Source organism: Vibrio sp. 99-8-1 (genome assembly GCF_013114595.1).
GTDB lineage: Bacteria > Pseudomonadota > Gammaproteobacteria > Enterobacterales > Vibrionaceae > Vibrio.
In genome coordinates this window covers 164,723-189,082 of sequence record NZ_VTXE01000003.1, presented here as the reverse complement: position 1 = coordinate 189,082, position 24,360 = coordinate 164,723, and the positions used below count along the sequence as shown (strand labels likewise).

Annotated in this window: 26 protein-coding genes; 16 read left to right on the top strand and 10 right to left on the bottom strand. The window is 41.6% G+C overall.

The features are described from left to right. Both F0227_RS02710 and F0227_RS02705 read left to right on the top strand, forming a co-directional pair. A partial coding sequence (locus F0227_RS02710; protein WP_171751617.1) for a hypothetical protein occupies window positions 1–486 on the top strand: 486 nt, incomplete at its 5' end. Window positions 487–583: 97 nt separating this feature from the next. Beyond that, on the top strand, window positions 584–1,018 hold the full coding sequence (locus F0227_RS02705; RefSeq protein ID WP_171751616.1) for a hypothetical protein: 435 nt from the start codon (window positions 584–586) through the stop codon (window positions 1,016–1,018). Between the two features lie 217 nt (window positions 1,019–1,235). Here the strand turns inward: F0227_RS02705 and F0227_RS02700 are convergent, their stop codons facing one another. The 3 genes from F0227_RS02700 to F0227_RS02690 all read right to left on the bottom strand — a co-directional run bounded on the left by F0227_RS02700 (window position 1,236) and on the right by F0227_RS02690 (window position 4,905). Beyond that, window positions 1,236–2,048, bottom strand: coding sequence for a hypothetical protein (locus tag F0227_RS02700; protein WP_171751615.1), 813 nt, complete (start codon window positions 2,046–2,048; stop codon window positions 1,236–1,238). Between the two features lie 85 nt (window positions 2,049–2,133). After that, window positions 2,134–3,996 carry an AAA family ATPase gene (locus F0227_RS02695; RefSeq protein ID WP_171751614.1) on the bottom strand — a complete coding sequence of 621 codons (1,863 nt, stop codon included), beginning with the start codon at window positions 3,994–3,996 and terminating at the stop codon, window positions 2,134–2,136. Window positions 3,997–4,407: 411 nt separating this feature from the next. Further along, on the bottom strand, window positions 4,408–4,905 hold the full coding sequence (locus tag F0227_RS02690) for a GNAT family N-acetyltransferase (RefSeq protein ID WP_253822013.1): 498 nt from the start codon (window positions 4,903–4,905) through the stop codon (window positions 4,408–4,410). A gap of 388 nt (window positions 4,906–5,293) precedes the next feature. Between F0227_RS02690 and F0227_RS02685 the strand changes: the two genes are divergently transcribed. Then, window positions 5,294–7,087, top strand: coding sequence for a P-loop NTPase fold protein (locus F0227_RS02685; protein ID WP_171751613.1), 1,794 nt, complete (start codon window positions 5,294–5,296; stop codon window positions 7,085–7,087). Window positions 7,088–7,443: 356 nt separating this feature from the next. Here the strand turns inward: F0227_RS02685 and F0227_RS02680 are convergent, their stop codons facing one another. Further along, window positions 7,444–8,094 carry a winged helix-turn-helix domain-containing protein gene (locus tag F0227_RS02680; protein ID WP_171751630.1) on the bottom strand — a complete coding sequence of 217 codons (651 nt, stop codon included), beginning with the start codon at window positions 8,092–8,094 and terminating at the stop codon, window positions 7,444–7,446. A 132-nt stretch (window positions 8,095–8,226) separates the two neighbouring features. Next, on the bottom strand, window positions 8,227–8,571 hold the full coding sequence (locus F0227_RS02675; protein WP_171751612.1) for an antibiotic biosynthesis monooxygenase: 345 nt from the start codon (window positions 8,569–8,571) through the stop codon (window positions 8,227–8,229). A 195-nt stretch (window positions 8,572–8,766) separates the two neighbouring features. Here F0227_RS02675 and F0227_RS02670 point away from each other — a divergent pair, with 195 nt between their 5' ends. From F0227_RS02670 to F0227_RS02655, 4 genes are all read left to right on the top strand, one after another. Next, entirely contained in the window at window positions 8,767–9,105 is a 339-nt protein-coding gene (locus F0227_RS02670; protein ID WP_171751611.1) for a cytosolic protein, read from the top strand. Window positions 9,106–9,428: 323 nt separating this feature from the next. After that, a complete protein-coding gene (locus tag F0227_RS02665; protein ID WP_171751610.1) occupies window positions 9,429–9,761 on the top strand; it encodes a zinc ribbon domain-containing protein YjdM in 333 nt (110 codons plus the stop codon). Window positions 9,762–9,901: 140 nt separating this feature from the next. Beyond that, window positions 9,902–11,029, top strand: coding sequence for a fatty acid desaturase (locus tag F0227_RS02660; protein WP_171751609.1), 1,128 nt, complete (start codon window positions 9,902–9,904; stop codon window positions 11,027–11,029). A 173-nt stretch (window positions 11,030–11,202) separates the two neighbouring features. Next, window positions 11,203–11,493, top strand: coding sequence for a putative quinol monooxygenase (locus F0227_RS02655; protein WP_171751608.1), 291 nt, complete (start codon window positions 11,203–11,205; stop codon window positions 11,491–11,493). 59 nt (window positions 11,494–11,552) lie between these two features. On the opposite strand, the gene ada is transcribed toward F0227_RS02655, so the two are convergent. Beyond that, window positions 11,553–12,614: a bifunctional DNA-binding transcriptional regulator/O6-methylguanine-DNA methyltransferase Ada gene (gene ada / locus F0227_RS02650; RefSeq protein ID WP_171751607.1), complete on the bottom strand. Its 1,062-nt coding sequence runs from the start codon at window positions 12,612–12,614 to the stop codon at window positions 11,553–11,555. Between the two features lie 189 nt (window positions 12,615–12,803). Between ada and F0227_RS02645 the strand changes: the two genes are divergently transcribed. Continuing rightward, window positions 12,804–13,412, top strand: coding sequence for a DNA-3-methyladenine glycosylase (locus tag F0227_RS02645; RefSeq protein ID WP_171751606.1), 609 nt, complete (start codon window positions 12,804–12,806; stop codon window positions 13,410–13,412). A 165-nt stretch (window positions 13,413–13,577) separates the two neighbouring features. Here the strand turns inward: F0227_RS02645 and F0227_RS02640 are convergent, their stop codons facing one another. Next, window positions 13,578–14,909 (bottom strand): D-serine ammonia-lyase, encoded by a 1,332-nt coding sequence (locus tag F0227_RS02640; protein WP_301338340.1) that lies wholly within the window; start codon window positions 14,907–14,909, stop codon window positions 13,578–13,580. A gap of 426 nt (window positions 14,910–15,335) precedes the next feature. Between F0227_RS02640 and F0227_RS02635 the strand changes: the two genes are divergently transcribed. Next, window positions 15,336–16,397, top strand: coding sequence for a polysaccharide lyase family 7 protein (locus tag F0227_RS02635; RefSeq protein ID WP_171751604.1), 1,062 nt, complete (start codon window positions 15,336–15,338; stop codon window positions 16,395–16,397). A gap of 142 nt (window positions 16,398–16,539) precedes the next feature. On the opposite strand, the gene F0227_RS02630 is transcribed toward F0227_RS02635, so the two are convergent. Continuing rightward, window positions 16,540–17,136 (bottom strand): short chain dehydrogenase, encoded by a 597-nt coding sequence (locus F0227_RS02630; RefSeq protein WP_171751603.1) that lies wholly within the window; start codon window positions 17,134–17,136, stop codon window positions 16,540–16,542. A gap of 296 nt (window positions 17,137–17,432) precedes the next feature. Here F0227_RS02630 and F0227_RS02625 point away from each other — a divergent pair, with 296 nt between their 5' ends. Continuing rightward, entirely contained in the window at window positions 17,433–18,386 is a 954-nt protein-coding gene (locus F0227_RS02625) for an NAD(P)H-dependent oxidoreductase (protein ID WP_171751602.1), read from the top strand. Between the two features lie 126 nt (window positions 18,387–18,512). On the opposite strand, the gene F0227_RS02620 is transcribed toward F0227_RS02625, so the two are convergent. Both F0227_RS02620 and F0227_RS02615 read right to left on the bottom strand, forming a co-directional pair. Beyond that, entirely contained in the window at window positions 18,513–19,415 is a 903-nt protein-coding gene (locus tag F0227_RS02620; RefSeq protein WP_171751601.1) for a LysR family transcriptional regulator, read from the bottom strand. A 120-nt stretch (window positions 19,416–19,535) separates the two neighbouring features. Next, a complete protein-coding gene (locus tag F0227_RS02615) occupies window positions 19,536–20,096 on the bottom strand; it encodes a TetR/AcrR family transcriptional regulator (protein ID WP_171751600.1) in 561 nt (186 codons plus the stop codon). Window positions 20,097–20,179: 83 nt separating this feature from the next. On the opposite strand from F0227_RS02615, the gene F0227_RS02610 reads away from it, so the two are divergent. The 6 genes from F0227_RS02610 (at window position 20,180) to F0227_RS02585 (ending at window position 24,327) form a co-directional block, all read left to right on the top strand. Next, window positions 20,180–20,743 carry a dihydrofolate reductase family protein gene (locus F0227_RS02610; RefSeq protein ID WP_171751599.1) on the top strand — a complete coding sequence of 188 codons (564 nt, stop codon included), beginning with the start codon at window positions 20,180–20,182 and terminating at the stop codon, window positions 20,741–20,743. 131 nt (window positions 20,744–20,874) lie between these two features. Next, a complete protein-coding gene (locus tag F0227_RS02605) occupies window positions 20,875–21,435 on the top strand; it encodes a hypothetical protein (protein WP_171751598.1) in 561 nt (186 codons plus the stop codon). Beyond that, window positions 21,432–22,190, top strand: a complete 759-nt coding sequence (locus tag F0227_RS02600; RefSeq protein WP_171751597.1) for an ABC transporter permease — start codon at window positions 21,432–21,434, stop codon at window positions 22,188–22,190. Before F0227_RS02605 ends, F0227_RS02600 begins: the two co-directional genes overlap by 4 nt. Continuing rightward, window positions 22,190–22,861, top strand: coding sequence for an ATP-binding cassette domain-containing protein (locus F0227_RS02595; protein ID WP_171751596.1), 672 nt, complete (start codon window positions 22,190–22,192; stop codon window positions 22,859–22,861). Before F0227_RS02600 ends, F0227_RS02595 begins: the two co-directional genes overlap by 1 nt. 3 nt (window positions 22,862–22,864) lie before the next feature. Further along, the gene (locus F0227_RS02590; RefSeq protein ID WP_171751595.1) at window positions 22,865–23,800 is read left to right on the top strand and encodes an NrtA/SsuA/CpmA family ABC transporter substrate-binding protein; all 936 of its coding nucleotides are present in this window, start codon (window positions 22,865–22,867) and stop codon (window positions 23,798–23,800) included. Continuing rightward, window positions 23,800–24,327 (top strand): hypothetical protein, encoded by a 528-nt coding sequence (locus F0227_RS02585; protein ID WP_216613305.1) that lies wholly within the window; start codon window positions 23,800–23,802, stop codon window positions 24,325–24,327. The genes F0227_RS02590 and F0227_RS02585 overlap by 1 nt, the downstream gene beginning before the upstream one ends. Window positions 24,328–24,360: the final 33 nt, after the last annotated feature.

The following is a 24,360-nucleotide window of genomic DNA, read 5'->3' as shown; positions in this document are numbered from 1 at the left end:
GTGTCCATGGGCTCAGTCAGCGGCTATCCCGGTAAAATGTCTACTGGTGGACGCATGTCTGCCCCAGCATATATTGAAGGCTACTGGGCTAAGGGCTGGGATTATCCTTTTGAGTCTTATTACTATATCTCCGCAGAAATCCCCGCAAACGCTGAAGCTAAAATCAAGGTAATGGATAACTACTACAAAAACTACCATCGCAAACAAGGTTCAATACAGGTGATTGTCGATGGTCCCAGAGTCAGGGTGTTCTATACCAAGAGTTGCTTTTCTGTGGTTGATGACTGTACTCCCAAAAAGAATGCAGACCCTAATGGCTGGGTGGTAAAAGATCCCCGAAATATCCGTGATGTGGTAGTGCTGTTTGATGGTATGGGTGAATCCTCAGCTACTCCTTTTCCTGACAGTTACTTCTCCCGGTTAGAACAGCGTTTAGAGTTTGAGAAAAACTCCGCTAACCATGCGACGAATACGCAGGAACAATAGCCTGTTACGTGAGGTGTATAGCAATGATTAAAGCTTATATTATCGGAGCCATTCTACTACTTGGTCTGACACTGGTAAAATGTCTACCGGTGGGCGTATGTCGGCTCCGGCATATATTGAAGGCTACTGGGCAAAGGGAAACCCAACACCCAACAGCGGCTTAGTTTCTTATCACGTTATCTCTGCAGAGATCCCAGAAGATGCGGAAGCAAAGATCAGGGTAATGGATAACTATTATAAAAACTACCATCGTAATTATGGAACCATCGAAGTCATTGTCGATGGCCCCAGAGTAAGGGTTTTTTATAGCAAGTCCTGTGTAGATATGTACGACAATTGTAACCCCAGACGAAACGCCGATCCAAATGGCTGGGTTATCCGCTCCCCTGACAATATTACCGATGTGGTGGTGCTATTTGATGGTGTGGGTGAATCTTCAGCTACTCCTTTTCCTGACAGTTATTTCTCCCGCTTGGAACAGCGTTTGGAGTTTAAGGAAAATTCCGCTAACCAGACCAATAATCCAGATTAAATTTTCGGTTGTGTTCCCTCTCAAGGCCAAGTTAGAAACAGACATAAAATTAATCCTATAAAAATCCTTCGGTAGTTAACGTAATGACAGAATTGCTTATTGATCACACGGCTGCTTAACACTCCCCTAACACATTATTGGACAAAAGTTAGTTAGAGATAACGCTCAAAGTCATTAAGGTGATATTAGAAAAAGTATCTTGAAGTCTAAACGTTTGTTAGGTGATGCTGCCAACTTGCTGTTCTATTTTGTGCTTATACATTTCGTATGGCGATTTACCTTTAAACTGCATGTTGGTCATTGAGGGTAAGCCACTATCAGTCGCAAATATCGCAACTGGTGAATATTTAATATCTGTACCTTCAATCAAAACATTGCAAGCAGGTATCGAAGTTTGAACAGGCTTCAATTGAGATGCTGCAAAATCTAGGGATTTTCTCTTAGGAATTCCTTGCATCTGCATATACAGTCTAGCCTCAGGACTAATAATATCTTCAACGTTACTATGAGATTTATTTGCATCCTTGACCAAAATTATTTCTGGAATGTATTTCTTTTTATCCCCAGAGTATGGTTGTTGCTTAAGTGTTATATCAATAATTGCAAAAGGGGGAGCAAACACCCAAGCATGCCCTGCAAATGCACTGGAACTGTCTACAGACCAAAAATAAGTGGTTTCTTCATTAGAACCCTCAGGGAAGTTTATAGTTGACGAACCTTTAATTGGGCAACTCCAAACCCCCTTTAGTTCCAGTATTCTCGATAGTATACCAGCGATATCAGCGCAAGCTCCCTTACGCCCGTTCTCAATCAGTTCCGAACTTAAAATGGCACAGACATCTTCGATAATCTTTTCTGCTTTAGCTAAATAATCAACTGAATAAGGCTGTTCAGCCACAAATTGGGCAAATTTAACAAGGTAGCTAGCGTCTTGCTGCTCAGCTCTTAGAAAGTTGGGATGGTCAAAAAGATCAACTCGATCAAGTGGAATACCTTTGTTTTCAAATTCTTTTCTTAATTGTTCGTACATACACTAATCCTTCAGTTTCACCTAACGCCTTGCTCACCTGAAAATAGGGAGCGCAGCGAGTAATTTTTCCGCGTGCAGCAACTTGTTATGCATTGGATTGTAAGGATTGTTCAATCACTCGAACCACGTCATCACCTGGATCGAAGGACATCGGAAAACCGCTGACATTAAGTATTTTGCTATTCATTTTAATTACCAGCTTGTTATTTTCTATCTCAAGGTCAAATATAGCCGCTCTTTCTCTAAGAATAGTTTTAGCCAGAATTCTAATGTCTTGGGTATTGGTACCTGAATTTAGCTTGGCCATTGCTGGCGCTGCGATTGAAAGAAGTACATCCCTCAAAGATTCTGCCTCATTGATTTTTTCGCCCTGCGAAGCATACTCAATGCATCTAACGATCTCTGGAACGAAAGAGACAATATTCTCATTGCTTTCATTTTCTAAGAAATCGATTTCATCTACAGCCGCACTAGGTTTACCAGCAGAGGTAAGCCGATCTGATGATTGATAATATGATTCAATAGCTCCGCGCCTAAGAATAAAGCAACCGGCCAACTCTAAAATATCAAGAGCTGCCTCTAGTCGTCTTTTCATTGCTAGCCAATCAGATCCTGATTCGAAGTCTGATAACGCACTTTCATCAAGCTCGAATATAGTAGAAAAACATGACCGCCTTTTAGCTAGCGACTCATCAATATCTTTCTTATTAATCCAGTAAGGGTGTTGCGTTGACTGGCTAGATATTTCATCCCACTTTTCGGTTACCAAACTGCAGAAGTCTCTATAAACATTCGATACAAGGCTGGAGGCAGATGAGGCCCCAGATAAGGCAGCTTTCTGATCAGCTTTTACACAGTCACTAAGAAGGTTATTAGCTAACTCAAGTCCATCTGCAAATGCATCTGCATCAGCAAGAACAACAGGGTTTTTACCCAATAGTTTCATGAACTTGGATACAACAGGCATTTGACCCGTTCCTATAACGGGTAATATCTGTGAGCCAGCAGCTTCTAGGTGGTATTCCAATCTATGGGATAGAAAACTACATAGCAAAACATCAGAAGGCCCCTCAACAAGAAGTGGACGCTTACAAAATAATGACAGCTTGTGCTCTTGCCCTAATCTAGCCACTAAAGTTTGTAGCTTTCTGTTTTGCAACTCTCCAGCCGAAGGATCAACTTGGACGGGGGGCGTGTCTAAATCATGACAAAATACTAACGAGGAAAGATCTTCACATTTAGAGATTTTGAGCATTTCAGTTGAATGCGTCGCCATTATGATAATTTTTTTGAAACCGCCTTCGTCTGGATGACCTGAAGCTTCAACGATTTCATTGAGAAGAAATGCTTGAAGCTGAGGATGAAGGGATACTTCTGGTTCATCCAATAACAGCGCTCCAACTTCATCATCATATAGAGCGGATAGAATACCAACTAAATGAAGTAAACCAGATGCCTCTCTTCCTGATGAATATGGCTGTGTATCATTATCCAACCGTGCAAATACGACTTTTAGAGTTCCCCCGTCCCATTCGATAATCAAGTCACGCTTAAATAATTTTCTCAATCGTTCTTGTACTTTTACAAGGATGTCAGCCCTTTCAGAAAGCGTTTGAAAATCACCATTTAGGGTTTCAATGTTATGCCTTCTTGATACATCACTCTTAGAACCGAAATTAGCTTCATCAAATCTCATTCGACCTGATCTATGGCCGTCAGTATCAGACCTAAAGGCCTCCAAAGATCCCATTCGGCCCGCAGAAACAAACCTTACTTTTTTTCCGGTGATGTGAGCAGGTAATGAGTTTTTAATACCTCTCAGGAGATGTGTTTTTCCGCTTCCATTCGGTCCAATTAGTACGGTTAGTCCACCTCTGATCGATAGTGTTCGTTGATATGATCCATTGTGGCTTTGAATAGTTGAGTTTAGTTCAATCGGAAAAGTCATCGTAATCCTTTATTAATGCATACAGCTTATTAAGAGGAAAGATTCCTTGATTAAACATGGACTTTATCCTCATATCACGCTTTTGTCGCAGATAACACTAGCACCTTTTATCAATGCTATCAGTCAGATAATGCACATACTGACAATAACACCAGCATCAAAGCAAGCAATAACTTGTATAAAGAAGGAATTTCTCCTCTTTCCTACGCTTTCTTATGGTGAACGGGGTCAAGCCTTACTTTTAGCCTTTCATTAGATTATCTATAGAAAAAATGACCTGCTGAAGGTTATTCACTCATGACAGCTAGCACACAATGGGGCAATAACTTCTTAAAATTTTTAACCATACCTCGCTAATCCAGATCAGGAAAGCATGTTGCGACTGCGAATATTTGGAGTAACCTTACGTTTTCACTTGATTAATAAGTTGTACTCAACATTACTTCCACCGCTAGAACCTATCATTTTGAAACCAAGGTTTTTCAGAACGGAGGCACTTCTAACGTTCCAACTATGGACTCCTGCCCACACATAACCTCGGTAACCTTCACTTTGAATATGAAAGAGTAATGATTCGCACATTTGAGTTGCGATTCCTTGTCCCCACAATTCAGGATTTACCCAGTAGGCTAAAGCAAGACAATCTTCCTTTGGAAGTAGAGTAACCTGTCCGACAACTACTGAATCCAATCGACGGCTGCATGACCAAACATAGCACTTTCCAGCTCTCCAATCTAAAACTCGGTTTGAGCACCAGTTTTCTGCTTCTTTGAGAGTTTCAATTTTTGCCAATGGTAGTGAGGAAGGAAACTTGTTTGAACTAGCTGCGTTAAACAAAGTGAATGCATCACTGATACAGATCGGATTAAAAAGGAACTGAGAATTACTAAATTTGGATGTAAATTTCAAAACTTGCTCCCTGATTACCGCACGAATAGACATCAGTATAATGGTCACGTTAAGTATGACCAATAGTAATTCCAATCACGAGACGACGAAGTAATTAATCAGCTAGTCGTAACTTCGAATGGGGCACTTTCGAGTTACAAAGTGCCAACTGTGAAGGTTCTGGACACAAATGAGTTTCGTTTTCACGGAAGTACCTTTTTTCAGATTAGTTCAGGTAGCAAAAAGGTAAGTTTTGATGGTCATATCTGGCATACAAGTGGTGGTTTGAATGCCAGATTACGTTTTTGTGGGGTGAGGTGAGATTAACGTTGGTTATTGGATGTCGGTATTTAGCTATTTCATAGCCTAGGCAGTAATATAAGTTAAATTTCACAACTAAAATTGAATCATGGAACGAACTTGCCAACAAGTTAAAGACTGTCTAGAAGATAGAAGCTTTGCATCAATTATTCTCCTATCAGGCCCTTGGGGTAGTGGTAAAACACATTTGGCTAGACATAAACTCATTCCCGAGCTTAACAAAATTTCGGATAAGAAAACTCACTACATATCTTTGTTCGGGTTGTCCACCCTAGATGATTTTAGAGATCGTGTTCTAGCTAGTACTAGTTTAGGGGTTAGTTCAACAATGAGTGTTGGGGCATACATTAAAAATATAGTCGGAGCTTCGAGTGCAATAGCTGGAGACAGTGGAACAACGTTAGGTGCTATGAACGCTTTGACTAAACCCATTAAACATAAGCTTCTTTCTAAAGTTAATAATCGAATTCTCGTAGTTGATGATCTGGAGCGAGCTTCTAGCGAACAGCTGGTTTCGGAGGTTTTAGGAGAGTGCTTAAACTTTGCTGAAAACAATACTAATGTTTGGGTGGTAGTAATTGCGAATAAAGACCAAATTAACAACACTGATTTATTAGAGAAGACATTTTTAGACCAAGTTCATATCAGTCCGACAACGACAGACATAATTAACTTTGTTAGCGAAGTTCACCCCGACCTTTTGAATGAGGAAATAAAGCGACATTTTACGCTGGTTGTGGAACAGCTAAAGTTAACGAACCTTAGAGTTGTGCAGCGTATATTGCAACGCTATGCCAAAATAAAATCTTTAATTGAGTCCCAAGAAAACGTAGATTGCCAGGCTGCAAATGCCGTTTTAATCGACGCCGTAGCTAGAATTTGTCATGCGCATTATGAGCACGGTTTTAAATTCGACGAGCTGTGTGGAAACGTTGAATCTGAGGCAAGAGAGTTCAAAAAATTAATTGAGAAACGAAAGCAACCTTCTGAAGCAACTAAATTGCCCCAAGAGGACGAACGCTTAGATTTATTAACGAGTATTATTAAATCTCCCAGAGGACGCATTCCACCCGCTATGATAAAGCTCGTTCTTGGAATCAGTGACTGCCCAGAAAACCCTATTGAAGAACTGAATCTCCCTTTAAAGTCCAATCCAATAGATAGGCTGATTTCGTTAAATTTTGAAACCATGAATGAAAAAGATTTTCAGTACGATATTAAAGAATTGGAAACTTTCGTTTTTGAAGGCAAATCTAAACCATTTTATAAGTGGTTCAACGCTTTAGACACCTGGATTTACTTAATTGACCACGATTACGTATATGGAAGCTCTAGCGACGCAATAAAAAAAGCACGTACTGTTTGTTACCAACAGGACTTCTTCACACGTGAGTTACACTCATTTAGCAGATTCTACTCACGCAACTTTTATAGCACCGAGGTATCCAATATTCAAAACGAGGTTAAACCAATACTTCTTCGTTCAGTCTCACTTAAGGAATCAAATGCACTTCAGGAACAGTTCGTTCAATCGTGGACTGAATCCAGTCATGTTATCTATCAAAAGTATGACACCAAGCCATTCCTTGATTCTTTTGAATTAGACGCTGTGATTGATGGGATTGTCAGTAATTGGAGCCGCTACGATACTATTGTTTTTGGTCAATATATGGAGGCTCGGTATAAAATATCTAACATTTACGATTACCTCTCTGAAGAGTTTGATGTTGTTAGGCAATTAAAAGAAAAACTCGAGGTAGCTCATAAGTCCCTCAATACATCTTTACAGAAAGGAAAAATTACTGAATTGCTAGGGTATTTAGATAAAGCCGTAGAATATGTTGAGCGTGCTAAAGTTAGGCAAGCTAGTTTCAATGATTAACCCTGTTTGAAATCGTTTAAACGACGTTTAATTCCAAAGAAAGCCCTCGCTCACGACATGAGCAAGGGCTTTGCATTTTTCATAACTTAGAATCGCTTGGAGGGCGTTTTTGTCTTTCTTGGATCACTTCGCCCTGGTCTTGCATCAAGGTGAACCAATTCAGTGTTGCCGTTGGTGTAACTGCCCGTGTATTGGCACGGCATCAACTGACCAATTTGCGCACGCATTTCAGATAACATTTTCTAAGGAAAAATGAAGCTCAGCATTTTAATGGGAATCATTCCGCTAAAACGTTTTGGGGAAAATCTGAGCTAGCTCACTATTGAACAGAAGCAACATAAATGAGATTAGAAGCTTTACTTGCTAATCTGAAAGTGATGATTTAGCTCTTGATAACCTTTAGGTGTAATAGTTACTTCACGGTATCCCGATACGCGTTCTATCCAATTATAGGTTTCAAGAAATTCGAGTAACGATGATCCTAAAAATCCACCAAGGTGATACTTTCGCTCACTCCAGTCTAAACATGGGCAACATTTTTTACGTTTAGTTTTTACTTCGAGGCGAATACCGAGCTTTAGAAACTTGGCTTTCCCTTGCACGGTTAGATCACTACCATCATTTTCAAGCCAACCGTTTGAAACTAGTGAGTCGTACAATTTTACGGCTATGTCTCCAGCTAAGTGATCGTAGCAAGTTCTTGCTGTCAGTAGTTCTTCAGGAACTTTCGAGCGCGCAGGATTATTTGCCTGAAAAGTCACTCCCATCATACCTTCCAGCAAGGAGGCTATGTTGTTGTTAGACAAACGAAAATATCGATGCCGTCCCTGAGATAAGCATATCAATAGGTTCGCTTTTACCAAACGTGATAGGTGAGAACTGGCTGTCGATGCTGCAATGCCAGCAACAGCGCTTAACTCCGTTGCTGTCCAAGCTCTTCCATCCATAAGGGCACATAGAATCTTCATCCTTGAAGTATCAGACATGGCTGCCGCTAGTGCTGCCATGTCGGCTTCTTGACTGTAGTTTTCTAGCTCACCTGAAAGGTTATCTTGCTTGCTCAAATTTAGGGCGCCTATGACTCTATGGTAGATGCAGTCAATGTATAGTGACTGGTGACAATGATCAATTTCGTTATATCATCCATGCGCGTCGATACTATCTTTAGGGGCTTCAGAGCGATGGTTCATGCCATAATCTCTTATAACGCCCGCCACCCTCAATCTATAGTCTTTAAATACGCCACCGCGCCCTTTAATTTGTGCAAATCTATGCGACTCTAATGCACGCCACTCTTGAATCGCGTCTTCATTTTCCCAAAACGATAAGGATAGCACCTTTCCTTCATTAGTCAGGCTTTGAAAGCGTTCAACGGAGATAAAACCATCAATGTCTGTTAATTGTGATTTTATTTCATTGGCAATAGCTAAGTATTCTGCTGTTTTACCTTCAGCAATCTGAACTTCAAAAATTACAGCAATCATATTTTATTTCTCTTTGGTCTGGCTCAACTGATTTGGTCATATTAACAGACGGATTTCTTGATACTTCGTTGGTGGTCGAAGTATGGCTGTATTTAGGTCTACAACCTGAGAGTTTCATCTTTAACAACTAAATCTCTACTACGTTCTGCTCCTGATAATGATAGAATCTCCGCATCAGAATTACCGAGAAACTCTATGTTTATCCATCATGTAAACGGTATCGACTGGCTGGTGATTACAGCTTTTGAAGAACTGAAAACTCTATTTATCGAAGATGCCGGTGCGATCCCCTTATGCTTCTCTACCGCCAGCGAATTGAGCTTGATTGATCAAGCCAAGCGCACTTATGGATATTTGCCTACACTCAACGGCGTAATCACCGATACTGGCACTTTTCAAAGCCCGGATAATGAAGAAGATTTGAATCCACAGCTTGCCTGCCTAGTTGAGGGGCGTGGTCGAGTGTTTATCTATTGCGACGGTTTTGTGGCTTTTGTGGATGACGAGCAAACCTTTATTACTCGAATAGACTGAAAACTATTCAGTAAGTTGAAATCGGCAAATTGGCATCCCTAGTAAGGAATGGGGCAATGCCACCTCAAAAACGCCAACTGTTATGGTTCAACAAAAAATGCAATCTATCACCAAACAGATTCAACATTAGGCAAAACTTGTTAGGTGTCGAACGTAAACTGATGCTATGCATATGAACCAAGAAGATAGAAAATATCATCCGCTTCCTGTACTGGCTGTAATACTGACGGTGTTCTATAGATAATTCACCTCGAATAATGAATAGACTGAGCACAGCAATTCATTAAAATACCAAACAAATTAACCAGTAGAAGTCACCAATAATGTCATTTCCTCCTTGTCCCAATTGCCGCTCTGAGTATGTTTATCAAGATCAAGCTCACCTCGTTTGCCCTGAATGTGCCTATGAGTGGAACCCAATTGAAGAAGCTGAAAATCAATTTACGGTACATGATGTCAACGGAAAGCAGCTCGAACAGGGTGATAAAATTACGCTAGTGAAAGATCTCAAAGTGAAAGGCAGTTCACTCAACCTTAAAATAGGCACCAAAGGCGTAATAAAACGTATTATCGAAGGAAAGGATCACCAATTAGATTGCAAATTGGATGGTGCTGGTGAGATGTTGGTCACCGCAAAATACGTTAAAAAAGCTTAGTTAATAAGGTTACGCAAGTTGTTCGATATGGATTGCATGAGAATAAGACTTAACTCAAAAACTTGTGGCTTGCAGGTTGAGTGAACAGTTGTACGCTGATATTCTAGCGTACAACTGTTCACTCAAATGGCATATGGAAAATGGATTCGAGTAGTAAACCACCTTTAATTTGGTTAAATGTTATTGTATTTCTGTCGGTCGCGTTGCTGGCATTGGTCGCCGCTCCTATATATGGCTACTACAATGGTTACGGATGGTCTCACGCGATTTGGTTCTTTATAACCTTTAGCTTTTGCAACCTTTCTATAACCGCTGGCTACCACCGGTTATGGGCTCACAAAGCCTATGAAGCTCATGCCTCTCTGCGTTGGATCTACGCAATTGGCGGGGCATTCGCTTTGCAAAATAGTGCCTTGCACTGGTCTTCCGACCATAGGCCACACCACAAATTTGTCGATGATAACCATAAAGACCCCTACTCTGCGAAAATGGGATTTTGGTACTCGCATATTGGTTGGATGCTTCGCAACTATAACCACGCCACTTACTCCGACTATAGAAACTGCCGAGATCTGCAAAAAGATCATATTGTTATGTGGCAGCACAAATACTATTTGGCACTGGCGGTATTAACCAACATCGGCATTCCTCTTGCGCTGGGAATAATCTACAACGATATTATCGGTATGCTGCTTATTGTCGGAGCCGTTCGACTGTTCCTTAGCCACCACTCTACTTTTTTCATCAACTCTCTCGCTCACATTTGGGGAACGCAGCCTTATACGGTAAAAAATACCGCTAGAGATAACGGCATTCTCGCGATTTTCACCTTTGGAGAGGGGTACCATAACTTCCATCATATCTTTGAGGGAGATTACCGAAACGGCATCTTATGGTGGCAGTACGATCCAACCAAATGGCTAATTAAAAGTTGTCACTGGCTAGGTTTGGCAAAAAACTTGCGGGTAACGCCTAAGCTTAAAATTGAAAAAGCGAAAGCACTTGTTTTATTAAGCAAAGCGAAAAACAATTTGCAAGCTCGTCCTAACCAACAACTGATAGTCACCAAGCTACAAGAGGAATTTGATACGCTCTTTTCTCACATGAGTGAGTACTATTCAGTTAAGAAAAAGCTACTTTCATACAACAAAGAGAAACTATCTCAACGTTATGAACACAGCGTTGCTAAGCTTGAGTACCAGCAAATCAAGTTGCGTGTTCAACAACAACGTATCCTGTGGAATCAACTGGTTAAGCAGTACGCATAGTTAAATGTAAAGTGCAAAATGCTCACTCCATTTTGCACTTTTTCCTCCCTTCTTCTCTCAACGTCAAATAGCAATGAGATAAAGATTCTGTCAGTAAGCTGTATCTCTTAATATATTAAGTTTATTATTTCCTCAGTTAAACAAACACTTTAATACCTGTATAGGAAATACTGATGACAGCATTAACCATAGTGGCAAACATCATTGCCAATGAAGACAAAGTTGAATTCGTTAAAGCAGAGCTGCTTAAGCTGATTGACATTACTCGCGCAGAAAAAGGTTGTATCACTTACGACCTTCACCAAAACAATGAGAATCCAGCACATTTTGTTTTTTATGAAAACTGGGAATCTCGCGAGTTATTACAAGCTCACTTAGAGAGTGCCCACATAGCAAAATACGTAGCGGCAACCGAGGGGCTGGTGAAGGAATTTACTCTCAATGAAATGACCAAAGTGGGTTAACACTGGGCAGATGATGCCGGTAGCAGCTTTAGATCAATGCACTATTATCTAAAGCTGACTTACTTTATGGGCGTTATGGCTTTCTCTTTCTCTAGCAACTCTTTTTTTCTTTCCTGCCCCCAACGATAACCACCCAAACTGCCATCGCCTCTTAGCACACGATGACACGGGATTAGAACAGCAATTCTGTTTTTTCCACAAGCAGAAGCCGCCGCTCTAACTGCTTTAGGTTTATCTATTCCAACTGCAACATCCGCATAGCTGACGGTACTTCCATCTTGAATGCTTAATAGAAAACGCCACACCTGAATCTGAAATACCGTTCCGCGAATATCCAGAGGCAGCTCAGGTCTTGGTGCCCCTTGATCAATATGTTGCTCTAGAGCGTCAATCCAATGGTCTAGCTCAACACTATCTTTGGCTAAAGAGAGCGTAAGTTGGGCTTTAGGAAACTCCACTTGCAGTTGAGTGAGCAACGCCGGTTCATCATCAGCAAACTGCACAAAGCAGACTCCTTTCTCTGTTGCGGCCATTAGCATAAAACCCAACTGAGTTTGACGGACAGCATAATGAATGACCTCTCCTGTCCCTCCGTCTTTATACGCTTTTGGAGACATACCTATATTTCGCGTTGCTTCGCCGTAAACTCGGCTTATGGACCCAAATCCAGCAGCAAAAATAGCTTCTGTTACACCGTCACCTTCTTTTAGCGATCTTTTGAAATGTCCCATCCGAACTGCATCTTGATAATGCTTTGGAGAGACTCCGAATGCTTGTTTAAACTTTCTCTGTAAAGTAGATGAGGACAAATCAAACATCTCAGCCAGCGATGTTAAAGTCATCTGCTCATCACCATGGTTCTCAATATATCTGGCCACTTTAATTAGGCAGTCCATTTTCTCATCGCGTCCAGCAGGACAACACCGTTTGCATGGTCGATACCCGGCTAACATGGCCTGCTCTACCTCATAGAAAAATCGTAAGTTCTCCGTTTTTGCTGGCTTAGATGAACATGAAGGTCGACAAAAAATCGATGTTGTCACTACGCCATAAACAAATCGTCCATCAGCCGATTTATCACGTTTAGCAATAGCCTGTTCCATTTCGATTTCAGATAACATATTTATCAGCCCGTTTTCATGTTTCGTACTGTCATTAAACCTCAGGTTACACTCTTGTTCCATCCGATTCTGGTCAACCTAATTTAAAATAGTCGGCTTTAAATGCGCTATGTTGCAAAAATCAGATGTTACAACCAATAAAAATCCACTAGCATAATAAGAATTAACACCAGCAAATAAACACTCATTATGAATGATGAAACGCTTCGCCAAAGTATGACTGCGCTATGTAATGTCGATGAAGACATTGCCAACGCATATAAAGAGATCGGACTGCCACCACTACGTACTCGACCTCCCGGCTTTGAAACCTTTCTTTCCACCATTATCAGCCAGCAATTATCAATAAAAGTTGCCGCGGCAATACAGCAACGCGTTGAGTTATTGCTTGGCGATGTTACCGCTCAAAACCTCTTAGCAGTGTCAGATCAGCAGTTAAGAGAGGCCGGATTATCTTGGCGAAAAGTAGAATATGCCAAAGGCTTAGCAGAAGCAGTGGTCAGTGGCACATTTAATATTGAGGAGCTTGAACAACTCAGTGACGAAGAGGCGATTGCGTCTATCATTCAATTAAAAGGGTTTGGGCGTTGGAGCGCAGAAATCTACCTACTCTTCTCCCTCTCCAGACAAAACATCTTTCCCGCTGACGATTTAGGGTTGCTGATTGCACTGGGGGAGTTAAAAGGGCTCGAAGCTAAACCCACTGCAAAACAGGCAAGAGAGCTCATTAAGCATTGGTCCCCTTGGCAAAGTGCTGGGGCACTATTTCTTTGGCAGTATTATCATCGTGATAAATAGTTACTGCTTTTAACAGGCAACACATATTAATACATACGCTGTAAACAAGATCTCGATTAGCGCAGTTAGCTAGCCTTATACAATTAGATGAAAGCGCGGTTTCTAGTACGCGCTTTATCACTTAGCTAATATTCAGGCCACTTAGCTAATCTTCAGGTCACTTGGTTAATCTGCAGAATGATTGAGATACGACAACATCTCCTCAACAGGAACCATTCCTCCTCCGGTTGCCCAAACCAGATGCGTAGCATGCTTCATTTTGTCCGGTTCTAGCCCTAAACGCTCTTTGTATTCTCGGGTTTGCTCCACTTTTATCGGGCCGATTAATCCCGCTAGGGCAGAAGGTTCCAGTTGAATATCTTCCAACTCACTCAATTGTGCAAGGTGCTGATACATACGCTCATCGGTTATGGTGTAGTAGCCATCAAGCAAACGTTCCATCGCACGCCCCACAAACCCTGAAGCGCGACCAACCGCTAAACCATCCGCCGCAGTGATATTATCAATGCCAATTTCTTGTACTGAGATGCCGTCATGTAAACCAGTGTGCACACCAAGCAACATACAAGGAGAGTGTGTCGGCTCAGCAAAAATGCAGTGCACGTGATCGCCAAATGCCATCTTTAATCCAAACGCCACCCCTCCGGGACCACCACCTACACCACAAGGCAAATATACAAACAGCGGATGCTCGCTATCTACTTTGATGTTTAAATCCTCAAACTGCTGCTTTACTCGTTCTCCGGCCACGGCATAACCGAGAAAAAGTGTTTGCGAGTTTTCGTCATCAATAAAGAAACAGTTCGGATCACTTTCCGCCTCCTTACGGCCTTGTTCAACTGCCACGCCATAATCTTCATCATACTCAATGACATTGACACCATGTTTTCGGAGCGTTCTTTTTTTCCACTCTCGCGCATCGGAAGACATATGAACCGAAACAGAAAAGCCCAACTTAGCACTCATAATACCAATTGACATACCAAGGTTGCCTGTTGAACCAACCGCGATGCTATGTTGTTTAAAAAACGCTTTGCATTCATCCGTCGCCAGCTTGCTGTAGTCATCAGTTGTGGCGAGCAAATTCGCTTCTATTGCCAGTTTCTCTGCATGCGTGAGTACTTCATAGATACCACCACGGGCTTTAATTGAACCAGAAATAGGCAAATGGCTATCCTTTTTCAGCATCAATCGTCCCGAAATGGCAGTATCGTACTGCTGCGCCAAGCTGGCTTGCATTAATGGAATGTCTACAACGTCAGACTCAATAATCCCCTGACTTTCCATAGTTTCAGGAAACGTTTTTGCTATAAAGGGAGCAAATCGCATTAATCGATCACTTGCTTGCTGGATATCAGTTGCATCCAAGCCTACATAGGGCAACCCCTCTTTAAGGCTGGTGATATTTGGATTAAACCAACTCACTTCTTCAAGTGCGATAAGCTGATTAATGATGGGAAATGTCTGGGAAAGTTTTTGGATGTCTGGCATTACCATTACTCTACTTAAGCTCAATTGAGACTATGTCCATTCGTTTAGTTAATGTAAGGCATATTCAGAAAAAGTGAAGAGCTTTAATTGTCGAAAAATAAAATAAGTCCTCACTACGTATCACACTACGAGACTGGTAGCCGTAACTATTTCGTTCATCGGTAAAAGCAGCATCAATGACGCGGCTCGTACTAGGCATTGGTCCGTCATTCAATAGAATCATACAAGGATTATGTATTACAAATAAACCCATCACTAATCCTCACTTCCGACTTATTAAAACCAATCCAGCCTAATAACCTGCTAAAAAACCAATGAAACTGACAAGAAATAATTTGTGATCAGCTGTGCATCTCAAACAATGCTTTCTTAACAGCTAATGGAATCTAGATAATATGTATTATTATATTATTCATAAAAACGGAGCTACACATGATAAATAGGAACATTTTCACCGCTACTCTTCTTGCTACTCTCTCTTTTTCTCCCCTTGTGAGCGCTGACAACGGGATAGCGATAAATAATGGTGTTTCACATCCCGTTCCTGCTGACAAGTTCGACATGCGGAACTGGAAGATCACCATACCTTCAGATATCAACCAAGATGGGCGCGTTGACGAAATTGAAGGGGTAGCAATGTTAAGTTACTCACATGAAGATTTCTTTTTCCTCAATGACAAAGGCAATCTCGTTTTTGAAGTGCACAACAAAGCCGTCACAACAAAAAACTCCAAGAATGCTCGTTCAGAACTTCGTGAAATGCCCCGTGGTGCCGACTTTTCAGTGAGTACCGGCGACTTAAAAAATCACTGGGCATTATCAAGCCACCCTAAAGCCGCTGATCACAACCGCATCGGTGGAACACTAGAAGCGACATTAAAAGTGGATCATGTTGCACAGCATGCAAAGTTCCCTGAAAAAGAACCCGCGTACTCCGTTGTTGTTGGCCAAATTCATGCAAAAAAAGTTAACGCCCGTATAGAAGAAGGTAAAGGCTATGGACACGGCAACGAACCCATCAAGATTTTCTACAAAAAATTTCCGGGCCATGAGATGGGCTCAGTATTCTGGAATTATGAGCGTAACCTAGCGAAAAAAGATCCTAATCGTATCGATATTTCCTATCCTGTCTGGGGAAATACTTGGGAAAATCAAAATGAACCCGGAGAAAAAGGAATCGCACTTGGTGAAGAGTTCAGTTATAAAATCCAAGTGGTTGGCACAATGATGAACCTGACTTTTGAAACAAAACGTCATGAACCCGTAACCTACTCAGTAGATCTAAGTAAAGCCGTGGACGAAAAAGACTTTGAACACGGTTATGCTGAAGATATGTTCTACTTTAAAGCTGGCGCCTATGGTCAATGTAGCGCTAGTGACTCTCACCCTGTTTGGGGCACTGGCTGCGCAGGAACTGGCGATTTTTCCATCGACAAGAAAAATGGCGATTACAGCAGTGTCACTTTTAGTAAGCTAACACTAAACGGTGAGTAATTATCCCATTTCATTAGAAGCCCGACATCAATGTCGGGCTTCTAGATATACTCGATGTTCCATTCAAGTTTTCGAATAAAATCACTCACCAAGACCATGGTGACTGTTTTCTATAAACGCGGATTATTACCGTTAGTGAAAACTACTTAGCAGCAACCACTATGTCTCCACTGGTGCTCTCTTCAACTAAGTCTACAAAATACTGAGCAACCTCTTTTGCTGGTAGACCCGGCTCAGGATCCATACCCATCGCAACCATTGTTTCAGCAACCCAACCCGGAGAAACGGCATTTATACGAACACGTTCGATCTCTGTAACAGAGGCTTTAATTGCCGCTTCAACCGCAGCATTTACAGTAGTCAAAATACCACTTCCCGGGAACGGATATTGAGCAAGAACACCGGTAGAAAGCACAATCGCTCCGCCATCATTGACATACTCTTCACCGTAACGAATAGTGTTAATTTGCCCCATCATTTTATTCTCAATGCCAAACTGCCATTTGGCATCATCAGCTTGTTCCCACGGTATAAAGTCCGCCATACCTGCAACACAAACAATTCCATCTACCTTGCCTACTTTAGCAAACAACGCTTTTAATGATTCAGGATTTGCAATATCTACAGGGTTTTCTGGATGGTTAAAAGATGCTTTAACAACCTCAGCACTGCCTTCAAGCAGTTGTGATACTGCGCTACCAATTAAACCCGTCGCGCCAAGAATTAGGACCTTTTTCATGTTTATCTCCGATTGTTCATTATGAGTTGCACTTATTATTCATCGTTTGTTTTTCACCGTGTAGATGGGCAAACGTTGATTTACCTTCAACTTCAAGTTGAAAGCAAAGAACAGCGGACAGACCAAAACCATTATTAAGCTATTACCTTGATACATATCAATCCAACTTCCTGTTATCTACAACCAACGGTTGAATCAGATTTAACCAACATCTGGCTACCTGTAATTGTCGTGAACGCCATAATACTCGCAGATATTTCTAACCGATTTAACAGCATAAAATTAAGGTAACGATTATGAAAAAAGCCACTGTCATTCTGGCTCATCCACGTTTTGAGCAATCATATGCCAATAAAGAGATCATCAGACAAATTGATAGCCAGATACCTAACGCCGATATCCGTGACATCAGTAGAATGTACCCAGATTTTCAGATCGACATTGCTGCTGAGCAAAAAGCATTAGAAGAATCAGATGTTATTGTGTTTCAGTTCCCATGGTGGTATAGCTCCCCTGCGATCCTTAAACATTATCTAGATGAAGTGCTGCAATTTGGTTGGGCTTACGGGCCAAACGGCAATGCTCTGGTTGGAAAACACCTAATTATTTCTACTACTGCTGGTGGCGGTGACTCTTTTTACAAACCGGGCGGTGCTAACCATTTCTACATTGATAGTCTACTTGCTCCATTTGAAGAGACCGCTTTGAAAGCGAGAATGATCTGGCACAGAGCGGTGAGAAGTCACGATATGGCTTATGTTCCGGGAATCTATCACAGTGAAAAATCGGTAACGGCTAGAGCGAAAAAGCACGCAGATGAACTGATAGGTGTTGTAAAAGAAATTGTCGAGTTTTCAGAAGAAGACTGTATTAAAGATTTCCTACTGACGGACTGGTTCCCCGCCTCAGACGATTTGGAAGAAAATGGCCATTTCACTGCGCACTTTACCCTCGACACACATTTCGATATGGACGGTGTAATTTATAAAGCACATGAAGGGTTTGTTGAGTGGATTGAAGGCATTCGTAAAGTTCTTAAGCCGGGAACCATCAAGCATACTGTTACTGATATGGTGATTGAGAAAGGAACGAAATCTGCCCACAAAGTATTAATGACGTTAAACGTTACAGCGGAAACTCTGCAAGGTGGACAAATTGATATAACCACCCGCGAGCAATGGGCTATTGACCTTACGAACGATCATAAAGTGATCATTACAGAACGACTATCCAAAAAGCTAGATAAGTAAAGACAGATAATTAAAGACAGATAATTAAAGACAGATAAATAAAAACATAGAGAGCTAACCCATCACTTTCTCGACAGATTACCAAGGGCCTTGCTGGCCCTTTTAGTCATATTTTGAATCTAGTTCTTAGTTGCGATATTTTGTCTTGATTCGAGCTACAATGAAGTCGATAAATAAACGAATACGTTTAGGTAGATTTTCACGGGACGAGTAATAAATCCAAACAGGTTTAGAAGATACCCACGACTCTTCTAACACTGGCACCACATCACCAAGCTCAACATCTTTTTCAATATGCCAACAGCCCATATAAGCCAGACCAAGGTTTTGTTCTATCGCAATCTTAGCCGCACTGATATTTGAAACACTCAAGTTCCCTTTAGGGATGTATTGAATATGCTCACCATTATCATCTCTCAACGGCCAAGCAAAATTTCGTCCTGATGACAGTGGCTTATAAGCGATACAGTTATGTTGAGATAACTGATCTATTGAGGTCGGTAACCCTATGCTCTCTTTATAATTTTTACTTGCATAGATACCCGTTTGCATAGAATAAAGGGGACGAGCAACCAAACGGCTATCTTCATTTATTTGGTTTCCGATGCCAATATCGAACCCTTCATCAATAATATCCAACACTCTATCTTCAAAAACTAAGTCTAATTGGATATCAGGATACAACCGTAGAAAATCCGAGACATGAGGCATAATAAATTCTCGCCCAAAACTGTCAGGAAGATTAATTCGTATCTTACCTGCTGGGCTGCGGTTTTGTTCTGTTATGCCACCAATGCAGGTCTCTATGTCGGAGAGCAGAGGAGAGAGTTGCTGGCAAAGTGTCGCACCATCTTCCGTCAACGAGAATTGACGAGTATTCCGATGAAATAGACGTACACCAGTCTGTTTCTCTAATACGGCAATGCCTTTACTCACTGCAGCGGCAGATATGCCTAACCGACGTCCAGCAGCGGAAAAGCTGCCTTCCTGCGCAGCAACAATAAATAGGGGGAGCTGAGATGGGATCATATAATCCTCGCGTCCTGAAAATTCTAATTCAATTTTAGCAATTATCAGTATAGCTCTTTCTTAACTTTTGGTTATTACTGATACAATCAAAAGTTACAACAGCACAAGCTCCCCACTCTGTTACGCATTTTCTAAAGCAATGCAGTAGAAATCCAACGGGCCTTTTAACATTTCAATATTCAGCGATAGTGACTCACCATTGCAATTAAGTGCAAGCGCGTAACCGTGCAGATAATCCACGAGTAAATCCAACGCATTTTTTGCCGATGGTTTATCCAGATCTAGAGGCTCAACAACCAAATGAAACCTATCAATAAATACTTCTGCTGGGCTTTCTGAGTTCATAGAGAGGAGCGTTTCTAACAGACCGGGATAGTTGCTTAACAGAGTTAAATAACTGATACACAGTTCATGCAATTCTGCTTTCCACTCTTTGCTCACCTTAGGTTCGTAGATATCTTCGATTAATGAGGTAGTGATAGACTCTAATAGTTTGGACTTATTATCAAAGTAATAATAAATCGCCATAGCATCCACTTGTAAACTGGACGCGAGTTTACGAATGCTGGGGATTTTTCCCTCTTCTTGCATTAATTTCTTCGCCATCATCATGATAGCTTCAGAACTTAACTGACTACCCGATCCTTTAGGGCGACCACGTTTTTTCTCCTTGACAGACATTGACTCTCCTAGCTAGACTAATATCAATTTCTACAGTGTAGAATAGTCTAACTTATATCTCACCTTAAACAAAGAGAAATCATATGAAATGTTCTGTATTTATCGCCACCAGTGTTGATGGATTTATTGCAAAAAATGATGGCAGTGTTGATTGGTTGCATACGGCAGGAAATCCGGAGGCAGAAATGGGGGATCAAGCTGATATGGGTTGGGCGGAATACATGGCCACGGTTGACTGTCTTATCATGGGCCGAAAGTGCATGGAAGTGATTTCAGCCATGAACCTCACTCCTGAACAGTGGCCTTATGGGGATATGAGAATCGTCGTTCTCAGCAATACCCTTACCGAAGCGCCAGACAATATGAAAGAAAAAGTAGAGCTCTACTCTGGTGATCTCAATGACCTCGTCACCATGCTTGAAGGCGATGGACATAAGCATGCCTATATTGACGGTGGTAAAACCGTTCAGGCTTTCATTAATCTAAAACTGGTCAATGAGATCATCATTACTCGTGCCCCTATATTACTAGGAGAAGGTATTCCCTTGTTTGGCAAAGTTGCGCATGACATCAAGCTGGAAAACGCAAAAGCAACTGCATTTGCCAATAACTTTGTTCAAGTTAAGTACACAGTCACCTATCAGTAATAAGGTCATCGCTCACTAAACTCTAGTTCAGAGAAACCGAAAAAGTTCACTTGTATCGCCCGATATACAAGTTGAAACCTGTGAATGCATCTAGTAAGATGATAATGATTATCATTTACAGAAAGAATATAATGCACTCTCTTATTCACCAAGACTTATGGGTTGAACCTGAACTAACGCTTCTTGATGGCACAACACCAGTAACGTTTACTCTACAGGACTGTTTTAATTACCACGGCTATGATGCCGTGGGTGGTGTAGTTCTTGGGTTTCGCTTACTGCAACACTTCCAAAGCCTAATATCCGATGAGCAATTAGTACAAAGACGAGATATTGCATTATTCACCTCTTTTCCGGGGTTAGGTGCACGAGATGTGTTTGAGCTTTGTACCAGAATGTACACTGAGCATCGCTATCACTTGGATGAAAATTATCATCACCCCGACGCCAACGAAGGCGTGACCGGTGATCTCTATTTCAAATTTTATTGCCTAAATACAAACACACCAAACACCAGCTACCAACTGACGGCGTTAGCGGGCAGCCCTAGTACCGATTTTATTCAAACGGGAAGAGCAACTAAAAGGCCGAATACCGACGACGCGGTATTAAAACAGTGGACCGCTCTAAAATATCAATTGGCAAACACACTGCTGCAAAACAGAGCTCAAGATGTGCTCCGCCAGATATGAAAAACAAAGTCAAAATCATAGCTACACCAGTCCTTATCTTAATCTACTGGCAACTGGTTTCTAGTTCAGGGTTGGTCTCATCGTACCTTCTTCCACCGCCTTATATGGTGGTAACAGCTGCTCTAAACATGCTGGAAAAAGGTGTTCTAATAAATCATATTTTGACTTCATTAGAACGAGTATTTCAGGGTTTTCTAATTAGCTGTTTTCTTGCTTTTAATGTTGCATTGTTAACACACTGGTCCAGCACCCTTGAGCATCTGGTATCGGCACCACTAGCACTGCTGCGCATGATTCCACCTTTGGCCATGACACCACTATTAATTTTGTGGTTAGGCATAGGCAATGCTACTCAGCTTTCGATTATTGTTCTCGCGTCTGTATTTCCCATATATCTCAATATACGTGATGGTCTGCAACGGGTGCGCCCTGAATACAGGGAACTTGCTTCATCATTAGGTTTATCACCGCTACGATTTTTTACCTTCATTATGATTCCAAGTGCGGTGCCCTCTATCGTTACAGGTGTAAGGCTAGGGTTTGGTTATAGTTGGCGTGCATTAATTGGTGCTGAACTTATTGCGGCGTCTGCAGGGTTGGGGTTCTTAATTATTGATTCTCAAGAGATGATGAGAACCGATGATGTCATGGTGGGAATTCTAACAATAGGGCTTATCGGTTGGTTGTTAGATACTCTGTTTTACCGTGTTGTTTGTGGTCGAATTACCCACCGATTTCCAGAGGTAGCGAAGTAATGGCTAGCTTAAATAAAATATGTAAACGTCTAGGTAATCAAGATGTTATCAACAACCTTAGCCTTGATCTCTCTACCTACTCCATCACCTCACTTGTCGGTCTTTCCGGTTGCGGAAAATCAACATTACTTCGCATCGTTGCAGGCTTGTTACCTTTAGACAGTGGTTCCGTTGATATAAATGATACCTCTCAAAGCGTCGTTTTTCAGGATCCTCGTTTACTTCCATGGCTTACTGTCGAAGAAAACCTATCCCTTGCTTTACCTTTTCGAGATGCCCAAAAGAAAAAACGTATTTCAGACGCTCTACATAAAGTCCGGCTTGATGGCATCGAACATCAGTTCCCCAGAGAGTTGTCTGGAGGCATGGCACAGCGTGTCGCCATTGCTCGCGCATTGATGCGAGATGCAAAACTGCTGTTAATGGATGAGCCTTTTGCCGCTCTAGACGTTAATACGAGATCAGAATTACAAAAAATGTTGGTCAAGCTAATAAAAGAGAACCAACTTAACTGTCTATTTGTTACCCACGATTTGCGAGAAGCAAAATTGATAAGCGATCAACTTGCCGTCATGCAAGGTGGAAAAATTGTAACGACATTTATTAAAAAACCATCCGGATATCCAGAAAACATGGTTCCGGAAGTCCAAAAATATTTTGAAATGAGGTAAAAAATGAATAAAAAATTGGTCTCTATTGCACTCTGTGCACTGGCATTTAGTTCACAGGCTCTCTCTGAAACATTAAATATCAGTTATGTACGTTCACCATTTAATCTTCAGATGATGGTAATGAAAGAGCACGGAATTCTCGACAAAGAGATGGCGAAACAAAATGTTGATGTGAAGTGGCATGAAATAACATCAGGTGCAAAACAAGCTCAAGCCTTAGCCAGCGGTGATCTGCATATTGCCGGTGTGATGAACACTGCATCGGTACTAATGGCAAATGGCGCAAATAACCCCGTAAGAGTGATTGCGGGTGTATCTCGACCTACGGACACATTTGCTATTGTTGGAGCAAAAGGAGGACCAAAATCAGTAGCGGATTTAAAAGGTAAAAAAATCGCTGGGCCAAAAGGTACTGTGCTACACCAAACTTTGGTGGCCGCGTTGGTGAAAGAAAATATGACCATTCAGGATGTGGAATTTATCCAAATGGGTCTGCCTCAGGCATTTGCAGCGCTTCAGTCTGGACAAATTGATGCGGCTCTTCTAGCCGCAGGTTTTGTAATTAATGCGGAGAAAGATGGAGCCAATGTCATTACCACAGCAACAGGGTTAGTTGTTCCCAAATTAGTTATGGCATCCAGCGAAACTATCATCAACCAACACCCTAATTGGATTGAGGCAGCCCGAAAAGCACACGATGATGCGGCTAAATGGATAAAAAACAATCCACAGGAAGCGATTGAACTTGGTGCTAAGCTTCAACAAATAAGCATTGAGGACGCAAAGAAACTGTATGATTGGGCGCACTTTACTCAACGACTCAATGAAGAAGACATGAAAAGCCTAGCTCTAGATATGCAATTTATGTTGGAAAATGACATGATGCGTCAACCTGTTGATATTAAGAAAATAGTACAAGTCAAAGCGTTGGAGGAGTAATGATGACAACACATTACTTTGAGGTTAGTGATCAAGATGGCGTCATCACTCTGAATAACCAAGACCTTCTTAAATATACCGGGCCTGCCAATGTTATCGCCGCTGCTTTGATGACAAGGCTGTGCAAACATGCATTTGCGCTTTTATCTCCAGATGAACCCGTGATGAGACGGAAACTATACTGGACTTTGGGGTTCCCTGGGCCGGGCATTGTGGATTGCGTTGAAATGATTAGCATGGCAGTAAGAGAAGGCCGATGTTTGCAGAAGCCAATGAGCAACCACCCTGACGCACCGATGTCCATAGGTGGGCAGTTTGTTTTTGATATTCATTACTCCGATAGGGCACTACGTATATGGCCTTCTGCCGATATCTTTGATGATGAGTTTCGTCAACAAGTGTCTAAGTGGCAAGAAGCAGACCATACACACGAACGTCAACATTATCTGCTGTATAAGCAAGCAAAGGTAGAACAAATACTATCAGAGCCAGAGTCTCGCCTGTTTAATACTCAATGGATAAAGTAAAGTCACTAACCAAGGCGCATAATTCTATGCGCC

Bases quoted from the DNA above. Each gene is read 5' to 3' on its own strand.
- F0227_RS02705 (WP_171751616.1), top strand. From the start codon at position 584: ATGTCGGCTCCGGCATATATTGAAGGCTACTGGGCAAAGGGAAACCCA.
- F0227_RS02700 (WP_171751615.1), bottom strand. From the start codon at position 2,048: ATGTACGAACAATTAAGAAAAGAATTTGAAAACAAAGGTATTCCACTT.
- F0227_RS02695 (WP_171751614.1), bottom strand. From the start codon at position 3,996: ATGACTTTTCCGATTGAACTAAACTCAACTATTCAAAGCCACAATGGA.
- F0227_RS02685 (WP_171751613.1), top strand. From the start codon at position 5,294: ATGGAACGAACTTGCCAACAAGTTAAAGACTGTCTAGAAGATAGAAGC.
- F0227_RS02680 (WP_171751630.1), bottom strand. From the start codon at position 8,094: ATGGCAGCACTAGCGGCAGCCATGTCTGATACTTCAAGGATGAAGATT.
- F0227_RS02675 (WP_171751612.1), bottom strand. From the start codon at position 8,571: ATGATTGCTGTAATTTTTGAAGTTCAGATTGCTGAAGGTAAAACAGCA.
- F0227_RS02670 (WP_171751611.1), top strand. From the start codon at position 8,767: ATGTTTATCCATCATGTAAACGGTATCGACTGGCTGGTGATTACAGCT.
- F0227_RS02665 (WP_171751610.1), top strand. From the start codon at position 9,429: ATGTCATTTCCTCCTTGTCCCAATTGCCGCTCTGAGTATGTTTATCAA.
- F0227_RS02660 (WP_171751609.1), top strand. From the start codon at position 9,902: ATGGATTCGAGTAGTAAACCACCTTTAATTTGGTTAAATGTTATTGTA.
- F0227_RS02655 (WP_171751608.1), top strand. From the start codon at position 11,203: ATGACAGCATTAACCATAGTGGCAAACATCATTGCCAATGAAGACAAA.
- ada (WP_171751607.1), bottom strand. From the start codon at position 12,614: ATGTTATCTGAAATCGAAATGGAACAGGCTATTGCTAAACGTGATAAA.
- F0227_RS02645 (WP_171751606.1), top strand. From the start codon at position 12,804: ATGAATGATGAAACGCTTCGCCAAAGTATGACTGCGCTATGTAATGTC.
- F0227_RS02640 (WP_301338340.1), bottom strand. From the start codon at position 14,909: ATGGTAATGCCAGACATCCAAAAACTTTCCCAGACATTTCCCATCATT.
- F0227_RS02635 (WP_171751604.1), top strand. From the start codon at position 15,336: ATGATAAATAGGAACATTTTCACCGCTACTCTTCTTGCTACTCTCTCT.
- F0227_RS02630 (WP_171751603.1), bottom strand. From the start codon at position 17,136: ATGAAAAAGGTCCTAATTCTTGGCGCGACGGGTTTAATTGGTAGCGCA.
- F0227_RS02625 (WP_171751602.1), top strand. From the start codon at position 17,433: ATGAAAAAAGCCACTGTCATTCTGGCTCATCCACGTTTTGAGCAATCA.
- F0227_RS02620 (WP_171751601.1), bottom strand. From the start codon at position 19,415: ATGATCCCATCTCAGCTCCCCCTATTTATTGTTGCTGCGCAGGAAGGC.
- F0227_RS02615 (WP_171751600.1), bottom strand. From the start codon at position 20,096: ATGTCTGTCAAGGAGAAAAAACGTGGTCGCCCTAAAGGATCGGGTAGT.
- F0227_RS02610 (WP_171751599.1), top strand. From the start codon at position 20,180: ATGAAATGTTCTGTATTTATCGCCACCAGTGTTGATGGATTTATTGCA.
- F0227_RS02605 (WP_171751598.1), top strand. From the start codon at position 20,875: ATGCACTCTCTTATTCACCAAGACTTATGGGTTGAACCTGAACTAACG.
- F0227_RS02600 (WP_171751597.1), top strand. From the start codon at position 21,432: ATGAAAAACAAAGTCAAAATCATAGCTACACCAGTCCTTATCTTAATC.
- F0227_RS02595 (WP_171751596.1), top strand. From the start codon at position 22,190: ATGGCTAGCTTAAATAAAATATGTAAACGTCTAGGTAATCAAGATGTT.
- F0227_RS02590 (WP_171751595.1), top strand. From the start codon at position 22,865: ATGAATAAAAAATTGGTCTCTATTGCACTCTGTGCACTGGCATTTAGT.
- F0227_RS02585 (WP_216613305.1), top strand. From the start codon at position 23,800: ATGATGACAACACATTACTTTGAGGTTAGTGATCAAGATGGCGTCATC.